At 50.5% G+C, this 20,928-nt stretch carries 19 protein-coding genes, 1 tRNA gene and 1 other annotated feature; of the genes, 13 read left to right on the forward strand and 7 right to left on the reverse strand.

Annotation, left to right across the window (positions count from 1 at the left end; all coding sequences use genetic code 11):
- Window positions 1-100: 100 nt before the first annotated feature.
- The 3 genes from AB7038_RS16660 (at window position 101) to luxS (ending at window position 2,694) form a co-directional block, all read left to right on the forward strand.
- Window positions 101-177, forward strand: a tRNA-Arg gene (locus tag AB7038_RS16660).
- 277 nt (window positions 178-454) lie between these two features.
- Window positions 455-2,014, forward strand: a complete 1,560-nt coding sequence (gshA, locus tag AB7038_RS16665; RefSeq protein ID WP_368890147.1) for a glutamate--cysteine ligase — start codon at window positions 455-457, stop codon at window positions 2,012-2,014.
- Between the two features lie 164 nt (window positions 2,015-2,178).
- Window positions 2,179-2,694, forward strand: a complete 516-nt coding sequence (gene luxS, locus AB7038_RS16670; protein ID WP_004238743.1) for an S-ribosylhomocysteine lyase — start codon at window positions 2,179-2,181, stop codon at window positions 2,692-2,694.
- Between the two features lie 71 nt (window positions 2,695-2,765).
- Here luxS and AB7038_RS16675 read toward each other — a convergent pair whose 3' ends face one another.
- Window positions 2,766-4,058, reverse strand: coding sequence for a CNNM domain-containing protein (locus AB7038_RS16675; RefSeq protein ID WP_072871846.1), 1,293 nt, complete (start codon window positions 4,056-4,058; stop codon window positions 2,766-2,768).
- A 55-nt stretch (window positions 4,059-4,113) separates the two neighbouring features.
- On the reverse strand, window positions 4,114-4,905 hold the full coding sequence (locus tag AB7038_RS16680) for an inner membrane protein YpjD (protein WP_368890146.1): 792 nt from the start codon (window positions 4,903-4,905) through the stop codon (window positions 4,114-4,116).
- A gap of 183 nt (window positions 4,906-5,088) precedes the next feature.
- Between AB7038_RS16680 and ffh the strand changes: the two genes are divergently transcribed.
- The 7 genes from ffh to tyrA all read left to right on the forward strand — a co-directional run bounded on the left by ffh (window position 5,089) and on the right by tyrA (window position 11,278).
- A complete protein-coding gene (ffh, locus tag AB7038_RS16685) occupies window positions 5,089-6,450 on the forward strand; it encodes a signal recognition particle protein (RefSeq protein WP_368890145.1) in 1,362 nt (453 codons plus the stop codon).
- 138 nt (window positions 6,451-6,588) lie between these two features.
- Window positions 6,589-6,837 (forward strand): 30S ribosomal protein S16, encoded by a 249-nt coding sequence (rpsP, locus tag AB7038_RS16690; RefSeq protein WP_004237878.1) that lies wholly within the window; start codon window positions 6,589-6,591, stop codon window positions 6,835-6,837.
- Window positions 6,838-6,855: 18 nt separating this feature from the next.
- Window positions 6,856-7,404, forward strand: a complete 549-nt coding sequence (rimM, locus tag AB7038_RS16695) for a ribosome maturation factor RimM (protein WP_004237879.1) — start codon at window positions 6,856-6,858, stop codon at window positions 7,402-7,404.
- 39 nt (window positions 7,405-7,443) lie between these two features.
- Complete coding sequence (gene trmD, locus AB7038_RS16700) at window positions 7,444-8,196, forward strand: tRNA (guanosine(37)-N1)-methyltransferase TrmD (RefSeq protein WP_108655220.1); 753 nt, start codon at window positions 7,444-7,446, stop codon at window positions 8,194-8,196.
- Between the two features lie 60 nt (window positions 8,197-8,256).
- On the forward strand, window positions 8,257-8,610 hold the full coding sequence (gene rplS, locus AB7038_RS16705) for a 50S ribosomal protein L19 (RefSeq protein WP_004237881.1): 354 nt from the start codon (window positions 8,257-8,259) through the stop codon (window positions 8,608-8,610).
- Window positions 8,611-9,043: 433 nt separating this feature from the next.
- A complete protein-coding gene (locus AB7038_RS16710; protein WP_004237882.1) occupies window positions 9,044-10,138 on the forward strand; it encodes a 3-deoxy-7-phosphoheptulonate synthase in 1,095 nt (364 codons plus the stop codon).
- Between the two features lie 18 nt (window positions 10,139-10,156).
- The gene (gene tyrA / locus AB7038_RS16715; RefSeq protein ID WP_368890143.1) at window positions 10,157-11,278 is read left to right on the forward strand and encodes a bifunctional chorismate mutase/prephenate dehydrogenase; all 1,122 of its coding nucleotides are present in this window, start codon (window positions 10,157-10,159) and stop codon (window positions 11,276-11,278) included.
- A 57-nt stretch (window positions 11,279-11,335) separates the two neighbouring features.
- Here tyrA and AB7038_RS16720 read toward each other — a convergent pair whose 3' ends face one another.
- From AB7038_RS16720 to bamD, 5 genes are all read right to left on the reverse strand, one after another.
- Complete coding sequence (locus AB7038_RS16720) at window positions 11,336-12,001, reverse strand: hypothetical protein (RefSeq protein WP_368890142.1); 666 nt, start codon at window positions 11,999-12,001, stop codon at window positions 11,336-11,338.
- Window positions 12,002-12,167: 166 nt separating this feature from the next.
- Entirely contained in the window at window positions 12,168-13,145 is a 978-nt protein-coding gene (gene epmA, locus AB7038_RS16725; protein WP_368890141.1) for an elongation factor P--(R)-beta-lysine ligase, read from the reverse strand.
- A 153-nt stretch (window positions 13,146-13,298) separates the two neighbouring features.
- On the reverse strand, window positions 13,299-14,450 hold the full coding sequence (pheA, locus tag AB7038_RS16730; RefSeq protein ID WP_368890140.1) for a bifunctional chorismate mutase/prephenate dehydratase: 1,152 nt from the start codon (window positions 14,448-14,450) through the stop codon (window positions 13,299-13,301).
- Window positions 14,451-14,479: 29 nt separating this feature from the next.
- Window positions 14,480-14,601, reverse strand: a sequence feature (Phe leader region).
- Between the two features lie 122 nt (window positions 14,602-14,723).
- The gene (raiA, locus tag AB7038_RS16735) at window positions 14,724-15,068 is read right to left on the reverse strand and encodes a ribosome-associated translation inhibitor RaiA (RefSeq protein ID WP_004237887.1); all 345 of its coding nucleotides are present in this window, start codon (window positions 15,066-15,068) and stop codon (window positions 14,724-14,726) included.
- A 309-nt stretch (window positions 15,069-15,377) separates the two neighbouring features.
- The gene (gene bamD / locus AB7038_RS16740; RefSeq protein WP_046895224.1) at window positions 15,378-16,112 is read right to left on the reverse strand and encodes an outer membrane protein assembly factor BamD; all 735 of its coding nucleotides are present in this window, start codon (window positions 16,110-16,112) and stop codon (window positions 15,378-15,380) included.
- A gap of 137 nt (window positions 16,113-16,249) precedes the next feature.
- Between bamD and rluD the strand changes: the two genes are divergently transcribed.
- The 3 genes from rluD to clpB all read left to right on the forward strand — a co-directional run bounded on the left by rluD (window position 16,250) and on the right by clpB (window position 20,669).
- Window positions 16,250-17,227 (forward strand): 23S rRNA pseudouridine(1911/1915/1917) synthase RluD, encoded by a 978-nt coding sequence (rluD, locus tag AB7038_RS16745; RefSeq protein ID WP_004237889.1) that lies wholly within the window; start codon window positions 16,250-16,252, stop codon window positions 17,225-17,227.
- A gap of 9 nt (window positions 17,228-17,236) precedes the next feature.
- The gene (yfiH, locus tag AB7038_RS16750; RefSeq protein ID WP_368890139.1) at window positions 17,237-17,983 is read left to right on the forward strand and encodes a purine nucleoside phosphorylase YfiH; all 747 of its coding nucleotides are present in this window, start codon (window positions 17,237-17,239) and stop codon (window positions 17,981-17,983) included.
- A 112-nt stretch (window positions 17,984-18,095) separates the two neighbouring features.
- Window positions 18,096-20,669 (forward strand): ATP-dependent chaperone ClpB, encoded by a 2,574-nt coding sequence (gene clpB / locus AB7038_RS16755; protein ID WP_368890138.1) that lies wholly within the window; start codon window positions 18,096-18,098, stop codon window positions 20,667-20,669.
- Window positions 20,670-20,928: the final 259 nt, after the last annotated feature.

A 20,928-nucleotide genomic window follows, 5' to 3' on the forward strand; every position in this document is an offset into this window, starting at 1 on the left:
CACCCGTAGCTCAGCTGGATAGAGTACCCGGCTACGAACCGGGCGGTCAGAGGTTCGAATCCTCTCGGGTGCACCATCTTCCTCTCTTATTCCATATTCAGCACCCGTAGCTCAGCTGGATAGAGTACCCGGCTACGAACCGGGCGGTCAGAGGTTCGAATCCTCTCGGGTGCACCATATAAAAACCCCGCTCTTTGAGCGGGGTTTTTCTTTTTCCGTTTTTCCCGTCACTGAATCGAATCCGTTTTTACGTCATACTCGTTATCTGAAGTACAGATGCTTCTGAAACTGATCGTATAACAATGACGTGTAAGAGGGATAATGTATTGTCGCGGCAGTGGTTTCTGCTGTTCCGTTTGTGTGGGGCAGGGTCGAATCACAGCGACAATAACCCGGCTTTGCGATAAAGTATCCCTCTTATGAATAATATCCATTATCAGGACGGGAGGTCGATTTGATCCCGGATGTATCCAAAGCGCTCTCATGGTTAGAGACGCACCCCCGGATTTTAAAAGGCATCAACCGCGGCATTGAGCGCGAAACACTGCGTATCACGCCGGATGGTGCTCTGGCACGTACCGGTCACCCGGAAGGGCTGGGAAAATCATTAACCCATAAGTGGATCACCACAGACTTTGCCGAGTCACTGCTGGAGTTTATAACCCCTGTGGACTCGCGTATTGATTACACCGTGAAATTTCTGCGTGATGTGCACCGCTACACTGCGCGTCATCTGAACAATGAACGGATGTGGCCGCTGAGTATGCCATGCTTCATTGATTCTGAAGACCATATCGAACTGGCGCAGTTCGGCACATCCAATGCCGGCCGTTTCAAGACACTGTACCGTGAAGGGCTTAAAAACCGCTATGGCGCGCTGATGCAGACCATTTCCGGTGTCCACTATAACTTCTCTCTGCCGATGGAATTCTGGCAGGCATGGAGCGGTATCAGTGATGCGGAAAGCGGCAAGGATAAAATCTCAGACGGCTATTTCCGCCTGATCCGTAACTATTATCGCTTCGGCTGGGTGATCCCGTATCTGTTCGGTGCATCGCCGGCGATTTGCAGCTCGTTCCTGCGCGGCCGCAAAACCAATCTGCCGTTTGAAACGCTGCCGAAAGGCGCGTTATACCTGCCGTATGCCACGTCACTGCGTTTAAGTGACCTCGGCTATACCAACAAGTCACAAAGTGATCTGAACATCACCTTCAACCATCTGGATACTTATGTCGCCGGGCTGAAGAATGCCATTCAGATCCCGTCTGAAGAATTTGCCGCGCTGGGATTAACCAAAGACGGAAAACACCTCCAGATTAACGCCAACGTTCTGCAGATTGAAAACGAGTTCTATGCGCCTATCCGTCCGAAGCGTGTGCAGAAAGGCGATGAGTCACCGTCAGATGCCTTACAGCGCGGCGGGGTGGAGTATATCGAAGTCCGTGCCCTGGATATCAACCCGTTCTCTGCCACCGGTGTCGATGAAACTCAAATCCGTTTCCTCGACCTGTTCCTTATCTGGTGTGTGCTGGCGGATGCGCCGGAAATGAGCGCGGATGAACTGGCGTGTGCCCGCCATAACTGGAATCGTGTGATTCTGGAAGGGCGTAAACCGGGACAGGAAATCGGTATCGGCTGCGGCCGTGAAAAACAACCCTTGCAAAAAGTGGGTCACGCACTGTTTAATGATCTCCTGCGTGTTGCCGATGTGTTAGATACCTGCTCAGGCACACAGTATCGCGAAGTGTGCGAAGCACTGAAAGCACAGTTTGATGACCCGGAACTGACGTTCTCGGGGCGGATGCTGGCGCTGATAAAAGAAGCAGGTATCGGAAGTTACGGGCTGACCCTGGCAGATCGGTATCATGAAGAACTGACTCACGAGCCGTATGAAGTGATCAGTGAAGCAGACTTTGCTGAACAATGGCAGGCTTCTGTCGATAAACAAAAAGCGATGGAAGAGAGTGATACGATAAGTTTTGATGAATATCTGGCGCTGCATGGCGGTCGCTGATTTCTGACAGATAAGAAAATGGCCACAATCAATGTGGCCAAAATAAATCTCTCAGAGAATAGGGATGATAACAATTTGCGCGTCTTTCAATACATCAGACCAGCGTATTCAGAAAAAGTTTCATTCGTTCGGCATTTTTTACAAAAAAAAGAGGAGCGGGAATTATGCCTTTGCTGGATAGTTTTTTAGTTGACCACACACGCATGGCGGCACCTGCGGTACGCGTAGCGAAAACCATGACCACCCCGGGTGGCGATACCATCACTGTTTTCGATCTGCGTTTTTGTGTTCCTAATGAAGAGATTCTGCCGGAAAGAGGAACGCATACACTGGAACACCTGTTTGCCGGTTTTATGCGTAACCATTTAAACGGCAATGGTGTTGAAATCATTGATATCTCGCCGATGGGCTGCCGTACCGGGTTCTATATGAGCCTGATTGGTGCGCCGTCAGAAACCCGTGTTGCACAGGCCTGGAAAGACGCTATGGCGGATATCCTGACGGTCAAAGATCAGGCGAAGATCCCTGAGCTGAACCTGTATCAGTGCGGGACGTATAAAATGCATTCACTGGAAGAAGCACATCAGATTGCAAAAAACATCATTGAGCGTGATGTCCGCGTCAACAAAAATGATGAACTGCTGTTATCTGATGATGAGCTGGAAAAACTGCATCCGTAATTTTTCAGCCCCGGATACAAAAAAACCTGCGCGCATTGCTGCCGCAGGTTTTTTTATGTCTTTTATCTTTCTCAGATATCAGCAGCGATATCCGCACCGGCCGGTTTCAGCGGCGACAGTTTTACCGTTTTAATCACATTCTCACCGATGGCAACCACTTCAAACTGATAGTGCCCGATGGCGACAACGGTATTGAGTGTCGGGATATCACCGAGTTCTTCCAGCAGAAGGCCGTTAATGGTGCGGGCGCCTTCCTCCGGCAGGGAGAGATTCAGGGCTTTATTGATTTCGCGGATATTGGCCGAGCCTTCAATCAGCAGTGTGCCGTCAGGCTGACGGGTCACTTCCTCGGCCAGCGACGGTGACATTGAGGTGGTAAAATCACCGACAATTTCTTCCAGGATATCTTCCACGGAGATAAGCCCCTGGATGTCACCGTACTCATCGACAACCAGTCCGACTTTTTCATTATTGCGCTGGAAATTAACCAGCTGTAAGTTCAGTGGTGTACTGTCCGGCACAAAGTAGACTTTATCGGCGGCCTTGATAAGCATTTGCTTGGTGAATTCCTGCTTCTCAATCATCAGCCGGTAAGCTTCACGGACACGCAGCATGCCGATGGCATCATCCAGCGAGTCGCGGTAGAGCACTATCCGGCCGTGCGGCGAGTGCGTAAGCTGGCGCAGAATAGATTTCCACTCATCATTAATATCAATCCCGATGATTTCAGTACGCGGCACCATAATCTCATCCACACTGACTTTATCCAGATCGAGGATGGAGATCAGCATGTCCTGGTTGCGGCGGGACAGCTTGCCTTTGGACTCATTAACGATGGTTTTCAGTTCTTCTTTTGATACCGCATCACTGCGGATCACGGTGCCGCGGATACCGATGCAGCGCATCAGAATCAGGGTTATCGCGTTAAATGCCCAGACCAGCGGCAGACAGATTTTTGCCAGCGGACGCAGCAGAAAACTGCTCGGAAAGGCAACCTGCTGCGGATAGAGTGCGGCAATGGTTTTCGGCATCACTTCGGCAAAGACGAGGATGACAAAGGTCAGCACCCCGGTGGCGATAGCCACACCGGCGTTACCGTACAGGCGCATACCGACAATTGTCCCCAGTGCGGAGGCGACAATATTCACCAGGTTATTACCGATAAGAATGAGGCTCAGCAGACGATCCGGTTTCTCCAGCAGATGCTCGACACGGCGTGCCGCCCGGTTTCCCTGCTTGGCCTGATGGCGCAGCCGGTAGCGGTTGATGGTCATCATCCCGGTTTCGGATGCGGAAAAGTACGCTGAAATTATCACTAATAAAATAAGAATAATAATCAGCGTGCTTGTTGAGACGTGCTCCACAGCGGTGTTCCTTTCTTTTGTGATGAGCGGAAAAGGGCGTTACAGAGACCGGCCGTTATGCATACAGCATCAGTTCCTGAAACAGACGGTGCCCGAAAAATGCCAGTGTGAGAATAAAGGCGCCGGCAAAGTTAAACCAGATAACCCGTTTGCCGCGCCAGCCTTCATGATAGTGTCCCCACAGCAGCACGATATAGACACACCAGGCAACCATCGACAGCAATGATTTATGAATATTATCTTTATCAAAGATGTTATCCATAAACACAATGCCGGTGGCGAGTGTCAGTGTCAGCAGAATCACGCCGACCTGCGTGATATGAAACATTTTACGCTCGATAACCATTAACGGCGGCATATCCGGCGTAAACTTAAGACGTTTGTTTTTCAGCTGATGATCCATCCAGCCGAGCTGCATGGCATACAGTGCCGCAATAATCAGTGTCGCGAAGCTGAGCAGCGCCAGCCCGATATGCACAAACAGCGGCACACTGGCCTGTAAGTGGGTGATAAACTCGCCCGGCATCAGGGTGGCAAGAATCAGGTTGACCATCGAGAAGCTGTAAACAATCGGGATAAGGAACCACGCCCGGCCCTGAAACGCGACAATCGTCATAATGACGGAGACCAGCAGACTGACCACCGAACCGAGATTCAGCAGTGTCAGGTTCTGACCAACGCCCTGAAAAATCTGTGATTTAACCGCCACACCGTGACACACCAGCGCGATAACGGCAAAGATCAGCGCCAGTTTCCGGTAGCCGCGCTGATAGCGGAGCACGCCCGGCATCAGGAGAACCAGGCTTAACAGATACGCGCTAATTGCAACAACAGAGATTTCAGGCATGGTTTTGTGATTATTCAGTCAGTAAGATGAAACAAAATTCATACGTCAGTATACCGCAGCCCGCAGATCACTCCAATGATTACACGATACTTTACGTAAATCGGTTCGCTGATTTGCTGCGGCGCGTGTTATAATCCCGGGTATCTTTTCTATTTTTAGCTCAGTTTTGGCAGAGTCGATGACATGTTTGATAATTTAACTGACAGACTTTCGCGCACCTTGCGCAATATCAGTGGTCGCGGACGACTGACGGAAGACAATATTAAAGAAACGCTGCGCGAAGTGCGCATGGCGCTTCTGGAAGCCGATGTTGCCCTGCCGGTGGTACGGGATTTCATCAACCGCGTCAAAGAGCGTGCTGTCGGCCATGAGGTGAATAAAAGCCTGACGCCGGGGCAGGAGTTCGTCAAAATCGTTCAGGGCGAACTGGTTTCGGCCATGGGCGAGGAAAACAACGCCCTGGATCTCTCCGCCCAGCCGCCGGCTGTGGTACTGATGGCCGGTCTGCAGGGTGCGGGTAAAACCACCAGTGTGGCAAAACTCGGTAAACTGCTGAAAGAAAAACATAAGAAAAAGGTGCTGGTGGTCTCTGCGGACGTTTACCGTCCGGCGGCGATTAAACAGTTACAGACGCTGGCAGAAACAGTGGGAATCGAATTTTTCCCGTCTGATGTGTCAGAAAAACCGATTGATATCGCTAAAAAAGCGCTGAAACATGCGCAGCTGCAATTCTTTGATGTCCTGCTGGTGGATACCGCGGGCCGTCTGCATGTCGATGAAGGCATGATGGGCGAGATCAAAGACCTGCATGCGGCGATTAACCCGGTGGAAACCCTGTTCGTCGTGGATGCCATGACCGGTCAGGATGCGGCAAACACCGCCAAAGCCTTTAACGAAGCTCTGCCGCTGACTGGTGTGGTGCTGACCAAAGTCGATGGTGATGCGCGCGGCGGTGCGGCGCTCTCTATCCGCCATATCACCGGTAAACCGATTAAATTCCTGGGTGTCGGGGAAAAAACCGATGCACTGGAGCCGTTCCATCCGGATCGTGTTGCCTCCCGTATTCTGGGCATGGGCGATGTGCTGTCACTGATTGAAGAGATTGAGAGCAAAGTTGACCGCGACCAGGCGGAGAAACTGGCCTCCAAGCTGAAAAAAGGTGACGGGTTTGACCTCAATGATTTCCTGGAACAGCTTAAGCAGATGCGCAATATGGGCGGCATGGCCGGGATGCTGACTAAGCTGCCGGGCATGTCTCAGGTGCCTGACGCGGTGAAATCGCAGATGGATGACAGCGTGCTGACCAAAATGGAAGCGATGATCAATTCCATGACCAAAAAAGAGCGCGTCAAACCGGACATTATCAAAGGGTCCCGCAAACGCCGTATCGCAGCAGGTTCCGGAACTCAGGTGCAGGATGTCAACCGGCTGCTCAAGCAGTTCGATGATATGCAGCGCATGATGAAAAAGATGAAGAAAGGGGGCCTCGCGAAGATGATGCGGGGCATGAAAGGTATGATGCCGCCGGGTATGATGGGGCGGTAAAACAAAGAAAGTCACAAAGAATAATCACTTTGGATTGATTTTTTCGCCAAAGTGAGTAAACTTTTCGGGCTTTTTCTATGACAACCGGACGCCATTCCTCGATGGGGTCTGGTTGTTTGTCAATTCAATGAGGATGTTATGGTAACAATTCGTTTAGCTCGTGGCGGCGCAAAAAAGCGTCCGTTCTACCAAATCGTCGTAACCGACAGTCGTAATGCACGTGACGGTCGTTTCATCGAACGTATTGGTTTCTTCAACCCTATCGCTGCCGGTAAGGCTGAAACTCTGCGCTTAGATCTGGACCGTGTTGAACACTGGGTTGGTCTGGGTGCAACTGTCTCTGATCGTGTTGCTGTACTGATCAAAGACGCAAAAAAAGCAGCTTAATCTGTCACGGTGGCAACAATGAGCAAGCACACTAATCCGCAAGCCCCTTCTGATCCGATTGTACTCGGCAAACTGGGGTCATCTTACGGTATTAAAGGGTGGCTCAGAGTGTTTTCTTCCACCGAAAATACTGAAAGTATTTTTGATTATCAGCCGTGGTTTATTCAGCGTAACGGGGTGTGGCAACACATCGAACCGGAAGACTGGAAATCCCACAATCAGGATATGATCGTCAAACTCAAAGGGGTTGACGACAGAGATGCTGCAAACGTACTGACTAACGCGGAAATCGTGGTGGACAGTTCGCAGTTACCGGAATTAGACGGCGATGATTACTACTGGAAAGACCTTATGGGCTGCCGTGTAGTGACCACCGGCGGATATGATCTCGGCACCGTAACCGATTTAATGGAAACCGGGTCGAATGATGTTCTGGTGATAAAAGCAAATCTGAAAGATGCCTTCGGCATGAAAGAGCGGTTAGTGCCGTTTCTTGACGGGCAGGTTATCAGGAAAGTTGATCTCACTGAAAAACTGATTGAAGTTGAGTGGGATCCCGGTTTTTAAACCTCCGGTGATGGTTTTGTCATTAAGTGGGACACGAAAATGTGGATTGGGGTTATCAGCCTGTTTCCTGAAATGTTCCTCTCAATTACCGGGCATGGTGTAACCGGACGGGCAGTAAAAAACGGCCTGATCAGTGTAGATTGCTGGAACCCGCGTGATTTCACGTATGACCGGCACCACACTGTGGACGATCGGCCCTACGGGGGCGGTCCCGGCATGCTGATGATGGTGGAGCCTCTGCGCAAAGCTATCCATGCAGCAAAAGCTGCCGCAGGTGACAATGCGAAAGTGATTTATCTTTCGCCGCAGGGCCGCAAACTCGATCAACAGGGAGTTTGTGAGCTGGCCGCCAACGAGAAGTTAATTCTGGTGTGCGGCCGGTATGAGGGAGTAGATGAACGCGTTATCCAGACTGAAATTGATGAAGAATGGTCAGTCGGGGATTACGTGCTCAGTGGTGGTGAATTACCGGCGATGGTACTGATTGATGCTGTATCGCGTTTTGTCCCGGGTGTCCTCGGACATCAGGCATCAGCAAAAGAAGATTCCTTTGCTGACGGTTTACTTGACCACCCGCACTATACCCGTCCTGAGGTGCTGGATGGCATGAATGTTCCGCCGGTTTTACTGTCGGGCAACCATGCAGAAATTGATCGCTGGCGTATGAAACAGTCACTCGGTCGCACCTGGCTCAGAAGACCTGAACTTCTGGAAAGCCTAGCTCTGACTGACGAGCAAAGGATGTTGCTGGCTGAATTCCAGCGGGAATATCAGTCCGGAGCAACAAGTTAATCCAGGTATCCTGCGGGATATCTTTTGAAATATCAGTTTACCTAGGGTAAGAGATTTATTATGAGCAACATTATTAAACAACTTGAACAAGAGCAGATGAAACAAGACGTACCTTCATTCCGTCCGGGTGACACCGTGGAAGTTAAGGTATGGGTCGTTGAAGGTTCTAAAAAACGTCTGCAGGCATTCGAGGGCGTGGTTATCGCTATCCGTAACCGCGGTCTGCACTCTGCATTCACTGTTCGCAAGATTTCTAACGGCGAAGGTGTTGAGCGTGTATTCCAGACTCACTCACCTGTTGTTGACAGCATCAGCGTTAAACGCCGTGGTGCCGTTCGTCGTGCTAAACTGTACTACCTGCGTGAGCGTTCAGGTAAGGCAGCTCGTATTAAAGAGCGTTTGAACGCAAAATAATGCGCAAGCATCCGATATGATAATAAAAGGCCAGCTTCGTGCTGGCCTTTTTTATACGCTATTTTATTTTTCTTTCCTGCCTGTTTTCTGTTCAATTCTCTGTATTGTTTATATGACACCATTTTTTAATGTAAATATATATTTACAATATCTCTGTGTTTTAAGGTGTCCCGCTTTTATCGGTTATTTTAAATGTTATGTTTTTATATTGTTATTTTTTCTTTTTTATCAATGTATTGGTTGTTTTTTTGAGATGGATGAGATGTTCTTATTTCTCCGGGGAGAACATGCCATTTTTATTTTGTAATTTAAAATGTACGAAAATTTAAAAATTTTACGATTTTGGATTGAATTATTTACGAAGGATGTTATGGTGTTTTCTCAGACTCTCAACACGTAATCCATTTTTTGTAAAACTCAGCAGGAAAACACTATGATCATGCAAAAAGACGCACTCAATAACGTTCACATCAGTGATGAAATTGTTTTAATCTCACCGGAAGAACTGAAACAAAAGTACCCATTGAGTCGCAACGACCAGCATGCCATCGCCGGTGCGCGTAAGACGATTGCGGATATTGTTCATCACCGCGACCCGCGTTTACTGGTTGTCTGTGGCCCGTGTTCCGTTCATGACACGGATGCAGCGCTGGAGTATGCCCGCCGTCTGAAAGAATTATCTGCTGAGTTGAGTGACAGTCTGTATATCGTGATGCGTGTCTATTTTGAAAAACCGCGGACAACTGTGGGCTGGAAAGGGCTTATCAGTGATCCGTTTATGGATGGATCTTTCGAGATGGAAAAAGGTCTGCACATTGCCCGTAAACTGATGGTGGATCTGGTTCAGCTCGGCCTGCCGCTGGCTGGTGAAGCGCTGGATCCGAATAACCCGCAGTACCTCGGGGATCTGTTCAGCTGGTCTGCCATCGGGGCGCGTACCACCGAATCACAGACACACCGTGAAATGGCATCCGGTCTGTCCATGCCGGTCGGCTTTAAAAACGGGACTGACGGCAGTCTGAGCACCGCCATCAATGCCATGAAAGCCGCGTCCATGCCACACCGTTTTATGGGGATCAACCAGTCCGGTCAGGTCTGTCTGTTACAGACACAGGGTAACCCGAACGGCCATGTGATCCTGCGCGGCGGGAAACGCCCGAATTACAGTGCGGAAGATATTACGGAATGTGAGGCACAAATGAAGAAAGCCGGTCTCACCCCCTCACTGATGGTAGACTGCAGTCACGGCAACTCGGATAAAGATTTCCGTCGTCAGCCGCTGGTGGTGGATGCCGTGGCAGAACAAATTTGTGCCGGAAATACCTCAATTACCGGTATTATGCTGGAAAGCCATATTAACGAAGGCAATCAGTCATCAGAACAGCCGCGCAGTGCCATGCAGTACGGCGTGTCAGTGACGGACGCCTGCATCAGCTGGGAAACCACTGAAGCGGTTCTGCGCCAGCTGCATCAGCAGATCTCACCGGCGCTGGCAGAGCGTGTGGTTCAGTTACAGCAGGCAGGATAATAAAAACAGGCAGGGTGTATGTCCGGTGCATTAACGCATTTACGTGATCAAATTGATGAAGTGGATAAATCGCTGCTGTCACTGCTGGCAAAACGCCTGCAGTTAGTGGCGGAAGTCGGGGAAGTGAAAAGTCAGCACGGCCTGCCGGTCTATGCGCCGGATCGCGAAGCCGCGATGCTGGCATCCCGGCGGCAGGAGGCTGAATCCCTCGGGGTTCCGCCGGATCTGATAGAGGATGTGCTGCGCCGTATCATGCGGGAATCCTATTCCCGTGAGAATGATAAAGGATTTAAAAAGCTCAATGCGCAGGCGCGTCCGATCGTGATTGTCGGCGGTGACGGCAAAATGGGGCAGTTGTTCCGCCGGATGCTGGAGTTGTCCGGTTATACCGTGCGTGTCCTTGACAGTGGTGACTGGGCCGATGCGCCTGAATTGCTGTCGGATGCGGGAATGGTGATTGTCAGTGTGCCTATTCACCTGACAGAGCAGATTATCAAACAATTGCCGCCGCTGCCGGAAGACTGCATCCTGGCGGATCTCGCATCTGTCAAAGCGGGGCCGTTACAGGCAATGCTGGCAGTGCACAACGGGCCGGTGCTCGGATTGCACCCGATGTTCGGCCCGGATGTCGGCAGCTTTGCCAAGCAGGTGGTGGCCTTTTGTGACGGACGTTTCCCGGAGCGGTATCAGTGGTTCCTGGAACAGATTACAGTCTGGGGCGCGCATTTACAGGGTATTAAGGCGCAGGAGCATGATCGCAATATGCGCTACATTCAGGCGCTGCGTCACTTCACCACCTTTGCTTACGGGCGCTATCTGGCAAAAGAAAATGTCGATCTTGCGCAGCTGCTGTCATTGTCATCACCGATTTACCGGCTGGAACTGGTGATGATTGGACGCCTGTTTGCCCAGGATCCGCAGCTTTATGCAGATATCATTATGGCTTCGGAAGATAACCTGGATGTGATAGAGAATTATCACCGTGAGTTCGGTGAAGCCATGGCACTGCTGGAAAGCCGGGATAAAGCAGAGTTTATTTCGCAGTTTTCCGCCGTCAGTGACTGGTTCGGCGAACACGCACAGCGCTTTATGAAAGAGAGTCAGGGACTGCTGCAACAGGCGAGAGACAGCCGCCGCTGATAAAGCTGGTGCTGATAGTATTCAGCACCGGCTATTTCACCTGTTTATTTCACCTGTTTATTTCACAGGATGAAAAGTTTTAGGTACAGAAGGGTAAGCTTCTGAGCCATAAATGATTTTTCTCGGGTCATATTTATTTTTATAGGCACTTTCAACTGAAAAACTGATTCGTTCTATTTGTTGCAGACCACCGCACCGGATTTGCTGATGTGAATAAGCAATAACATCACGACCGGTGGCGTTTGCCAGCTCCTGTGCAGCGTAACGCTTTCCGTAACAACTGAGCAGATGTATAGGACCCGTATTGCCGGTAAGATCAATCCGGTTACCGGACTCTTTTTTAATATATTCGACCAACTCATCAGCGCGCAGATGGTGTGTGTCTGATGTGTCCAGCTTTGTTACTTCGCGGCCATTTTCGATGACTTTACAGGCTTTTGTGCCGACTGTCAGCCGTCCGTCTGTACTGCCGTGAAGTATGATGGCATCTTCTCCCTTGCCTCTGAAATTATTTGAATAGCCTTGCAGGATAGTTTTTCCGCTTCTTGCGCCGATATCGTCATCTAAACTGAACGTCACTGCGCTGAAACCGGCTGGTTTATGCGTGGTCATTTGAATCTGAGAAACAGAATGTAAGGAAGAAAACACATTTTTAATGGCTGATTTTACAGATGACTCAAAGGTGTGAAATTTCGCTGACAGGGTTTCTGGTGATATATGCATTACATATTTTCCATTGATTTATATCGATAATATTAATTCAATGAAAAATAACATCAGATTACACAGGTCACTTTCAAATAATAAACTGATTAGTTATAACGGGTAAAATAAGCAGGAGGCCGGGGAATTGAAGCAGCCATCTGCATAACAGATGGCTGAGAAAATATTATGCGCGATCCACCGGGAAAGCAATGACATCACTGATTCTGTCAGCACCCAGTGCGAGCATAATCAGACGGTCGATCCCCAGTGCCACACCGGCACATTCCGGGAATCCGTGTTCAAGTGCTGCCAGCAGATTTTCATCAATCGGCTGTTCCGGCAGACCCATACTTGCCCGTTTGCGATTATCCCGCTCAAAGCGCTGCCGCTGCTCTGCGGCATCAGTCAGTTCACGGAAGCCGTTTGCCAGCTCAACCCCTTTGTAATACACCTCAAAGCGCTCGGCCACGCGGTGATCTTCAGAGCTGATTTCCGCCAGTGAAGCCTGGCTTGCCGGGAAGTGATAAATAAAGGTCGGTTTTTCCAGCCCGATATGCGGCTCTACACCCACCATAAACAGCAACTGCAAAATGGTATCGCGATCTTCTTCGGTATCAGCAATATTGCTGACATCCAGTTTGGCTGCAACTTCACGCAGTTTGTCTTTCTCGGCAGTCAGCGGATCGATATCCAGGTAGCGCAGGAAAGCCTGCTGGTAGGATAATGATTCTGCACTTTCACACTCTAAGGTTTGCTGTAATAAATCATCAACCTCATTTATCAGACGGTACATATCATAATGAGGACGATACCATTCGAGCATGGTGAACTCCGGATTATGATAGCGTCCGGCTTCCTCGTTACGATAGCTGCGACCGATCTGATAAATAGGCCCGCTGCCCGCTGCCAGCAACCGTTTCATGTGGTACTCCGGGCTGGTCATCAGATAAAGCGTTATTCCCTGTGCGGCTCCGGGGCCGGTAAACTGAGTTTCAAAGGCGCGCAGATGGACATCGGTGACGGTCGCCTGACTCATGGTCGGCGTTTCGACTTCTAATACACCTCTGTCTGCAAAAAAATGTCTGATTTCATTAACAATTTTTGCACGTTTTAATAGATTGGCTATCGGGGCAGTCGGCTGCCAGCCCGCAATATCACTCATGCCGTAAGAACTCCGAATAAAAATAAAGGGTGCAGTTTACCCGCAACCTCTGATGGTGACAAACAGATATCAGAACATGCTACGTGTAAAACCTGACTCTGAACAGGCGTATTGTGCGGCAGCGTGGCGCGGCGGCACCCCGGCCAGGTATAATCAGCCGATTAAGGCAGGCGGGACATGTTCCCCCGGATAACTGCCGAGCACCTTCACCGAACGGGCGATTGCCTGTAACGCTTTGAGCGCCTGCTGCATCGGTACTGAACGCAGATTGGCATGCACATCAATATAAAACATCTCTTCCCACGGCGTGCCGTGAATAGGGCGGGATTCCAGTTTGCTCATCACAATGTCATGCTCTTTCAGGATAATCAGAGCATCGACCAGCGCCCCTGCCTGTTGTCCGGTCGCCATCAGCAGCGTGGTTTTCGCTGGTATCTGCTCTGACACATCAATCGGCTGGCGGGCAATGACAATAAACCGCGTCATATTGGTCTGCTGATTGGCAAGATTCTGTGCAATCGCCTGTAACCCGTACAGTGCGCCGCCGGCTTCACTGCCGAGAGCCGCCACATCCGTCCGGTTGAGGGAGGCGACTTTTTCCATTGCCGCAGCGGTGCTTTCGCAGTATTCAATTTTGTGATCCGGGAACTGGCTGAGATACTGGCTGCACTGTTCGAACGGCTGCGGGTGACTGTAAAGCGTGGTGATCCCGGCAAGATCCGCACCCGGAATGGTCAGCAGACAGTGATTCACCGGCAGACGCAGCTCGCCGACAATGGAAAGCGGAGTGGTCTGCAGCAAATCATAGACATCATTGATGGCGCCGGAACTGGTATTTTCCAGCGGGAGCATTCCGTAATCTGCCTGACCGTTTTCAACCAGCTCAAAAATATCGCGGAATTTACGGCAGCTGAACTCGGTCATATGATCGAAATGACGGGCGGAATACTGACGGGCCGCCACATGTGAATAAGATCCTCTCGGGCCGAGGAAAGCTATCCGCGCGCTGTTATCCGGCGTCTGATTCAGGTGTTTTTGTAAAATCGCCTGCTGGGTCAGAACGGAATCCTCGATAATCAGCTGGAACAGACGGGTGATATAAAACCCGTCCAGCCCGTGCGGCTTGCCTTTGTTTATCAGTACATCCAGCAGTTCACGTTCGCGGTTCTTATCGCGGATAGGGCGGTTATCCTGTAATTTTGTCTGCGCGACAGCCACGGCCAGTTTCCGCCGCTTTGCCAGTAAATCCAGTAATTGCGCATCCAGCTGGCTGATTTGTTCCCGTATAGCTAAAAGATCATTCATATGTTGTCCTCAGACCCTGTTTCCCGGCGATAAAAAAAGCCTCCGCGGAGGGAGGCTTTTCTGTGCGTCTTCGTTTTCTTTCTCACACGACAAAAAGCCTCATTAACAGAAGCGAAAAAAGAAAAAGAAGAAGCGGATACGGGGATACATGGTCAGTACGTTGTCCGTTGTGTCATCAGATGATAGTTAATAGACCTGATGCAACCCGTTGTGTCAACCAAAAAAAACGCGCCCGGAGGGCGCGCAGAGACAAAACTCAATTTATTATATTTTTTATTCTGCGGATTCTTCATCAGACACAAGGTTGGCTTCTTTAACACTGTTATCCGCGCGGCGCGCTTCACCTTTGTGCTGTGCTTTATTCAGCTGCCGTTCCAGTTTCGCCAGTAATTCATTGATGGCGGCATACATATCAGCGTGTTTGGCGCTGGCAACTAAATTTCCATTCGGTGTGCTGATGGTGGCATCAACCACAAATCCCTGCGGATCTTTTGCGAGGATAATGTGCGGGTTAATTAAAGGAACCTGCCACTTACTCAGCTTATCGAGACGGTTTTCAACATGCTCCCGGATTGCCGGGGTGATCTCCATTTGCTTACTGGTGATATTCACATTCATAGTGACCTCTCTTTGTTACATCCGTCTTGTTGATGCTCAGAATACGTTGATGGCGGCAAGAAAAAATTGATCGCCGTCACTAATATTTTTTAGTTTTTTCAAAAGGTTATAATTTTGTGACTCAGGCTGAGAATACAGAGGATACAACTTGCGGGAAAGGACTGAATCGTGCATTATCGATAAGTTGGCTGACCGCATATTCTCAGAGACGAGAAGGCTGTCGGCCATTTTTTATGCAGTAACATAATGATAAGACAATAAAAAAGCCATCCGGAGATGGCCTTTTCAATCAGACGGGTAAAACGGAACTCAGTCGCGCGGGTTGGCGGCAATCAGTTGTGCCACTTTTCCGGCTTCCGCCGTTAATCCCAGTTCGTTATAGGCATTTTCCATCAGCGGCAGCGCCTGACGTGTTGCCAGTGTGTCCGGATAGTCACGCAGCATTAATTCAACACGATTAATCACCGCGACATATGCCCCGCGTTTCGTGTAGAATTTCGCAACAGCCAGTTCAAAGGCCGCAAGGCGATCTTTGAGGAATACCAGTCGTTTCGCGGAGTCTGTTGCATAAATGCTGTTCGGATAATAGCGCAGTAACTGGCTGAAATCCTGGAATGCAACGCGTGCGTTCTGCGGGTCTCGGTCAGCACGATCGATACCAAAGAAACTCTGCAGCATGTTATCATCGAGCGCCTGAGCGGTCAGACCGCGCATGTACAGGACGTAATCGATGTTCGGATGTGTCGGGTTCAGACGCATGAAACGGTCGATAGAGGCCAGTGCCATCTGTAAATCACCTGCTTTATAGTAGGCGTAAATCAGATCCAGCTGAACCTGCTGTGAATACGGGCCGAAAGGAAAACGGTTATCGAGGGTCTCAAGCTGCGTGATGGCCCCTTTATAGTTACCGTCCTGTAATTTTTCCTGGCCGACAGTATACAGCTCTGACGGTGAGGCATCCGGGAGAATTTCCTTGTTTCCGGAACAGCCGGACAACATGAGGCTTAGCGTGGCGGCGGCCACGAGATATTTCATACGTATCATCACGTGTTGATTATCCTCTGAATATTTTTTAGGGAGCACTCCGTACAGCTCCCGCTGGCGATCACGATACAATACCACATAGTTTAAATGAAACGGTGTTGCCGTTCAAAATATAACTTTCTGATACAGAGACAAACATGGCTCAAGAAATACAACTTACCGCAACTATTAATGAATCACAGCTCGGTCAGCGTTTAGATCAGGCTTTGGCGGAATTGTTCCCTGATTATTCACGATCACGTATAAAAGAGTGGATCTTAGATGACAGGGTTCAGGTTAACGGCCGTCTTGTCAACAAACCAAAAGAAAAAATGCTGGGCGGGGAACAGATCAGTATTGATGCTCTGATTGACGAGGACATGCGTTTTGAACCGCAAAACCTGCCGCTCAATATCGTTTATGAAGATGATGATATCCTGGTGATTAATAAACCGCGTGATTTTGTGGTACACCCGGGAGCAGGTAATCCGGACGGTACTGTCCTGAACGCACTGCTGTATCATTATCCTGATATTGCCGATGTGCCGCGTGCGGGTATCGTTCACCGCCTGGATAAAGATACCACCGGGCTGATGGTGGTGGCGAAAACCGTCCCTGCTCAGACACGGCTGGTGGAATCACTGCAGCTGCGTGAAATCACCCGTGAATATGAAGCGGTGGCTAATGGCCGTATGACAGCGGGCGGCAAAGTGGAAGAGCCGATTTCCCGCCACCCGACCAAACGTACTCATATGGCCGTTAACCCGATGGGTAAACCGGCGGTGACACATTACCGTGTGATGGAACATTTCCGTGCTCACACCCGCCTGCGCCTGCGTCTGGAAACCGGCCGTACTCACCAGATCCGTGTGCATATGGCACATATCAATCATCCGCTGGTGGGTGATCAGCTCTACGGTGGCCGTCCGCGTCCGCTGAAAGGGGCAAGTGATGAATTCCGCGATGCACTGCGTGAATTTGACCGCCAGGCTCTGCATGCCACCATGCTGCGTCTTTACCATCCGATCACCGGGATTCAGATGGAGTGGCACGCGCCGATTCCGGATGATATGGTGAAACTGATTGAAGTTCTCAAAGCTGATGCACAAGAGCATCAGGATGATATGGACTGGTAAGGAGTCACCATGACCGCACTGATTACCCCGCAATGGCCGCTGCCCGCAGGCGTGAGAGCCTGCAGTTCATTACGTACAGGCGGTGTCAGTCAGCCACCGTTTGACAGCCTCAATCTGGGGCTGCATACCGGTGATTCCCCGGAGGACGTCGCCCGTAACCGGGCGATTCTGGCAGAGGCTGCCGGGTTTCCGGACACGCCACTGTGGCTGAATCAGGTACACGGAACGGATGTTGCGATTCTGGATGACAACACACCGCGCGGCCCGCAGGCTGATGCGGTGTATACCCGCACCCCGGGGAAAGTCTGTGCGATTATGACGGCGGATTGCCTGCCGGTACTGTTCTGTTCCCGTGACGGGCATGAAGTGGCGGGTGCTCACGCCGGCTGGCGCAGTTTATGCGGCGGTGTGCTGGAAAATACGGTCTCCTGCTTTGCCGCGGCACCGTCAGACATTATTGCCTGGCTGGGGCCGGCCATCGGGCCGGAAAAATTTGAGGTCGGTGCGGAGGTGCGGGAGGCGTTTATGGCGCACGCCGCAGAAGCGGCTTCGGCATTTATTCCCTATGGTGATAAATATCTGGCGGATATTTATCAGCTGGCCCGGCAGCGTCTGGCAGCTGCCGGTGTGACTGCTGTTTACGGCGGCACCGAATGCACCGTCACGGATACCGCCCGTTTCTTCTCTTACCGGCGTGATGCCCGGACCGGACGTATGGCGTCATTTATCTGGATCACCCCGCCGCGAAAGTCATAACCTTCAGGATTACGCATATTATTTAATATTTTTTCAAAATCTGGCTTGAATATTTGACAAAAGTCCTCATTTAGTACTTAGCGAAAATTCAAAGCCATTTTTTGGAGGTGTTATGCGTTTGGATCGTTTCACGAATAAATTCCAGCAAGCGCTCGCCGACGCCCAGTCTCTTGCAGTCGGGCACAGCAATCAGTTTATTGAACCCGTGCATTTACTGTCAGCATTTCTGCATCAGGAAGGCGGGTCGGTGCGTCCGTTACTGGCATCAGCCGGGGCGGATATTGCGCAGCTTAATCAGAAGATTGATGACACCATCAATCGTTTACCGCAGGTGGAAGGTTCCGCCGGGGATGTGCAACCCTCTCAGGATTTAATCCGTCACCTGAATATATGTGACCAGATTGCACAAAAGCAAAATGATGCTTATATCGCATCCGAAATTTTTGTTCTGGCTGTATTAGAGAGCAACAGCTCATTAGCAGATGTATTAAAAGCAGCCGGAATTAATAAACAAACACTTAAGAAGGCTATAGACACTATGCGTGGTGGTGAGAATGTGAATGACCAGGGCGCGGAAGATCAACGCCAGGCCCTGAAGAAATATACGATTGATTTAACCGAGCGCGCCGAATCCGGCAAACTCGACCCGGTTATCGGCCGTGATGAAGAGATCCGCCGGACTATCCAGGTCTTACAGCGCAGGACCAAAAACAACCCGGTACTGATCGGGGAACCCGGGGTGGGTAAAACCGCTATCGTGGAAGGACTGGCGCAGCGTATCGTCAACGGCGAAGTGCCGGAAGGACTGAAAAACAAACGCGTGCTGTCTCTGGATCTCGGTGCGCTGCTGGCCGGTGCCAAATACCGCGGTGATTTCGAAGAGCGTCTGAAAGCCGTTCTGAATGAATTATCCAAAGAAGAAGGCAGTGTCATCCTCTTTATTGATGAGCTGCATACCATGGTCGGCGCGGGTAAAGCGGATGGCGCAATGGACGCCGGGAACATGCTGAAACCGGCACTGGCCCGTGGTGAACTGCACTGTGTGGGTGCAACCACACTGGATGAGTACCGCCAGTATATAGAGAAAGATGCTGCATTAGAGCGTCGTTTCCAGAAAGTCTATGTGGCAGAGCCGACAGTGGAAGACACCATTGCGATTCTGCGTGGCCTGAAAGAGCGCTATGAACTGCATCACCATGTGCAGATAACTGACCCGGCGATTGTCGCGGCGGCAACGTTATCTCACCGCTATATCACGGATCGTATGTTACCGGATAAAGCGATTGACCTGATTGATGAAGCAGGTGCAAGTCTGCGTATGCAGATGGATTCCAAACCGGAATCCCTCGACAGACTGGATCGCCGTATCATTCAGTTAAAACTGGAACAGCAGGCGCTGAAAAAAGAGTCCGATGACGCCAGTAAAAAACGGCTCGATATGCTGGAACAGGAATTAAGTGAGAAAGAGCGTGAGTATGCGTCTCTGGAAGAAGAGTGGAAAGCCGAGAAAGCAACGCTGTCCGGCACTCAGCATATCAAAGCAGAACTGGAGCAGGCGAAAACTGCACTGGAACAGGCACGCCGTACCGGTGATCTGACCAAAATGTCAGAATTACAGTACGGTAAAATCCCGGAGCTGGAAAAACAGCTGGCGGCAGCGAATGCAGCAGAAGATAAAGATATGAAGCTGCTGCGTAATAAAGTGACTGATGTGGAAATCGCTGAAATCCTGGCGCGCTGGACCGGTATTCCGGTATCCCGCATGCTGGAAGGCGAGCGTGAAAAACTGCTGCGTATGGAGCAGGTGATGCACAGTCGTGTGATCGGCCAGGATGAAGCGGTCGATGCGGTTGCTAATGCTATCCGCCGCAGCCGTGCCGGATTATCTGATCCGAATCGTCCGATTGGTTCGTTCCTGTTCCTCGGGCCGACAGGGGTGGGTAAAACCGAGCTGTGTAAAGCGCTGGCTGACTTCCTGTTCGACAGTGATGACGCGATGGTACGTATCGATATGTCCGAGTTTATGGAAAAACACTCTGTGGCACGGCTTATCGGGGCACCTCCGGGATATGTCGGGTATGAAGAGGGCGGTTATCTGACCGAAGCGGTCCGCCGTCGTCCTTATTCTGTCATTCTGCTGGATGAAGTGGAAAAAGCGCATCCGGATGTCTTCAACATCTTATTACAGGTGCTGGATGACGGACGGCTGACTGACGGGCAGGGTCGCACCGTGGACTTCCGTAACACGGTCGTGATTATGACCTCTAACCTGGGGTCTGACCGGATTCAGGAGCACTTTGGTGAACTGAATTACGATGCAATGAAAGGCGCGGTCATGGAAGTGGTTTCTCATCACTTCAGACCGGAATTCATCAACCGTATTGATGAAGTGGTGGTATTCCATCCGCTGGCGAAAGAGCAGATCCACGCGATTGCGAAAATTCAGCTCAAACGTCTGTATAAACGTCTGGAAGAGCACGGCTATCAGGTCACGATTACTGACAGTGCGCTGGATAAACTGGCGGAAGCCGGATTCGACCCGGTATTCGGGGCGCGTCCGCTGAAACGGGCTATTCAGCAGGAGATCGAAAACCCGATGGCGCAGGCAATGCTGTCCGGCAAACTGATTCCGGGCAAAATGATCACCCTGGATTTAACCGATGGTGTGATCACCGCGAAACAGTAATAACAACAGAAAGCAAAACAGAGGGGCGCGAAAGCGCCCCTTTTTTGTGCATTATGCACAGGAAATCAGCGATACTTTGTGTGTTTGCCCGGTTTTTGAGCAAACAGAAAAAAAGTTGAAATAAACACTTGCGTGATCTCAGCGAGTGTCTATAATGCGCCACCACTGATACGGAACAACATGCTGACAAGCGGTTCCGGCAGAAAGAGAAAAAGCGAAAAGTTGAAAAACAACGCTTGACTCGAAGGGGCTGGAAACG

The sequence above is a fragment of the Morganella morganii genome (assembly GCF_041099235.1).
Taxonomy (GTDB): Bacteria; Pseudomonadota; Gammaproteobacteria; order Enterobacterales; family Enterobacteriaceae; genus Morganella; species Morganella morganii_E.

Excerpts from the sequence above, each read along its gene's own strand:
- luxS (WP_004238743.1), top strand. The coding sequence starts at position 2,179 with ATGCCTTTGCTGGATAGTTTTTTAGTTGACCACACACGCATGGCGGCA.
- AB7038_RS16680 (WP_368890146.1), bottom strand. The coding sequence starts at position 4,905 with ATGCCTGAAATCTCTGTTGTTGCAATTAGCGCGTATCTGTTAAGCCTG.
- ffh (WP_368890145.1), top strand. The coding sequence starts at position 5,089 with ATGTTTGATAATTTAACTGACAGACTTTCGCGCACCTTGCGCAATATC.
- rpsP (WP_004237878.1), top strand. The coding sequence starts at position 6,589 with ATGGTAACAATTCGTTTAGCTCGTGGCGGCGCAAAAAAGCGTCCGTTC.
- rimM (WP_004237879.1), top strand. The coding sequence starts at position 6,856 with ATGAGCAAGCACACTAATCCGCAAGCCCCTTCTGATCCGATTGTACTC.
- trmD (WP_108655220.1), top strand. The coding sequence starts at position 7,444 with ATGTGGATTGGGGTTATCAGCCTGTTTCCTGAAATGTTCCTCTCAATT.
- rplS (WP_004237881.1), top strand. The coding sequence starts at position 8,257 with ATGAGCAACATTATTAAACAACTTGAACAAGAGCAGATGAAACAAGAC.
- AB7038_RS16710 (WP_004237882.1), top strand. The coding sequence starts at position 9,044 with ATGATCATGCAAAAAGACGCACTCAATAACGTTCACATCAGTGATGAA.
- tyrA (WP_368890143.1), top strand. The coding sequence starts at position 10,157 with ATGTCCGGTGCATTAACGCATTTACGTGATCAAATTGATGAAGTGGAT.
- AB7038_RS16720 (WP_368890142.1), bottom strand. The coding sequence starts at position 12,001 with ATGCATATATCACCAGAAACCCTGTCAGCGAAATTTCACACCTTTGAG.
- epmA (WP_368890141.1), bottom strand. The coding sequence starts at position 13,145 with ATGAGTGATATTGCGGGCTGGCAGCCGACTGCCCCGATAGCCAATCTA.
- pheA (WP_368890140.1), bottom strand. The coding sequence starts at position 14,450 with ATGAATGATCTTTTAGCTATACGGGAACAAATCAGCCAGCTGGATGCG.
- raiA (WP_004237887.1), bottom strand. The coding sequence starts at position 15,068 with ATGAATGTGAATATCACCAGTAAGCAAATGGAGATCACCCCGGCAATC.
- bamD (WP_046895224.1), bottom strand. The coding sequence starts at position 16,112 with ATGATACGTATGAAATATCTCGTGGCCGCCGCCACGCTAAGCCTCATG.
- rluD (WP_004237889.1), top strand. The coding sequence starts at position 16,250 with ATGGCTCAAGAAATACAACTTACCGCAACTATTAATGAATCACAGCTC.
- yfiH (WP_368890139.1), top strand. The coding sequence starts at position 17,237 with ATGACCGCACTGATTACCCCGCAATGGCCGCTGCCCGCAGGCGTGAGA.
- clpB (WP_368890138.1), top strand. The coding sequence starts at position 18,096 with ATGCGTTTGGATCGTTTCACGAATAAATTCCAGCAAGCGCTCGCCGAC.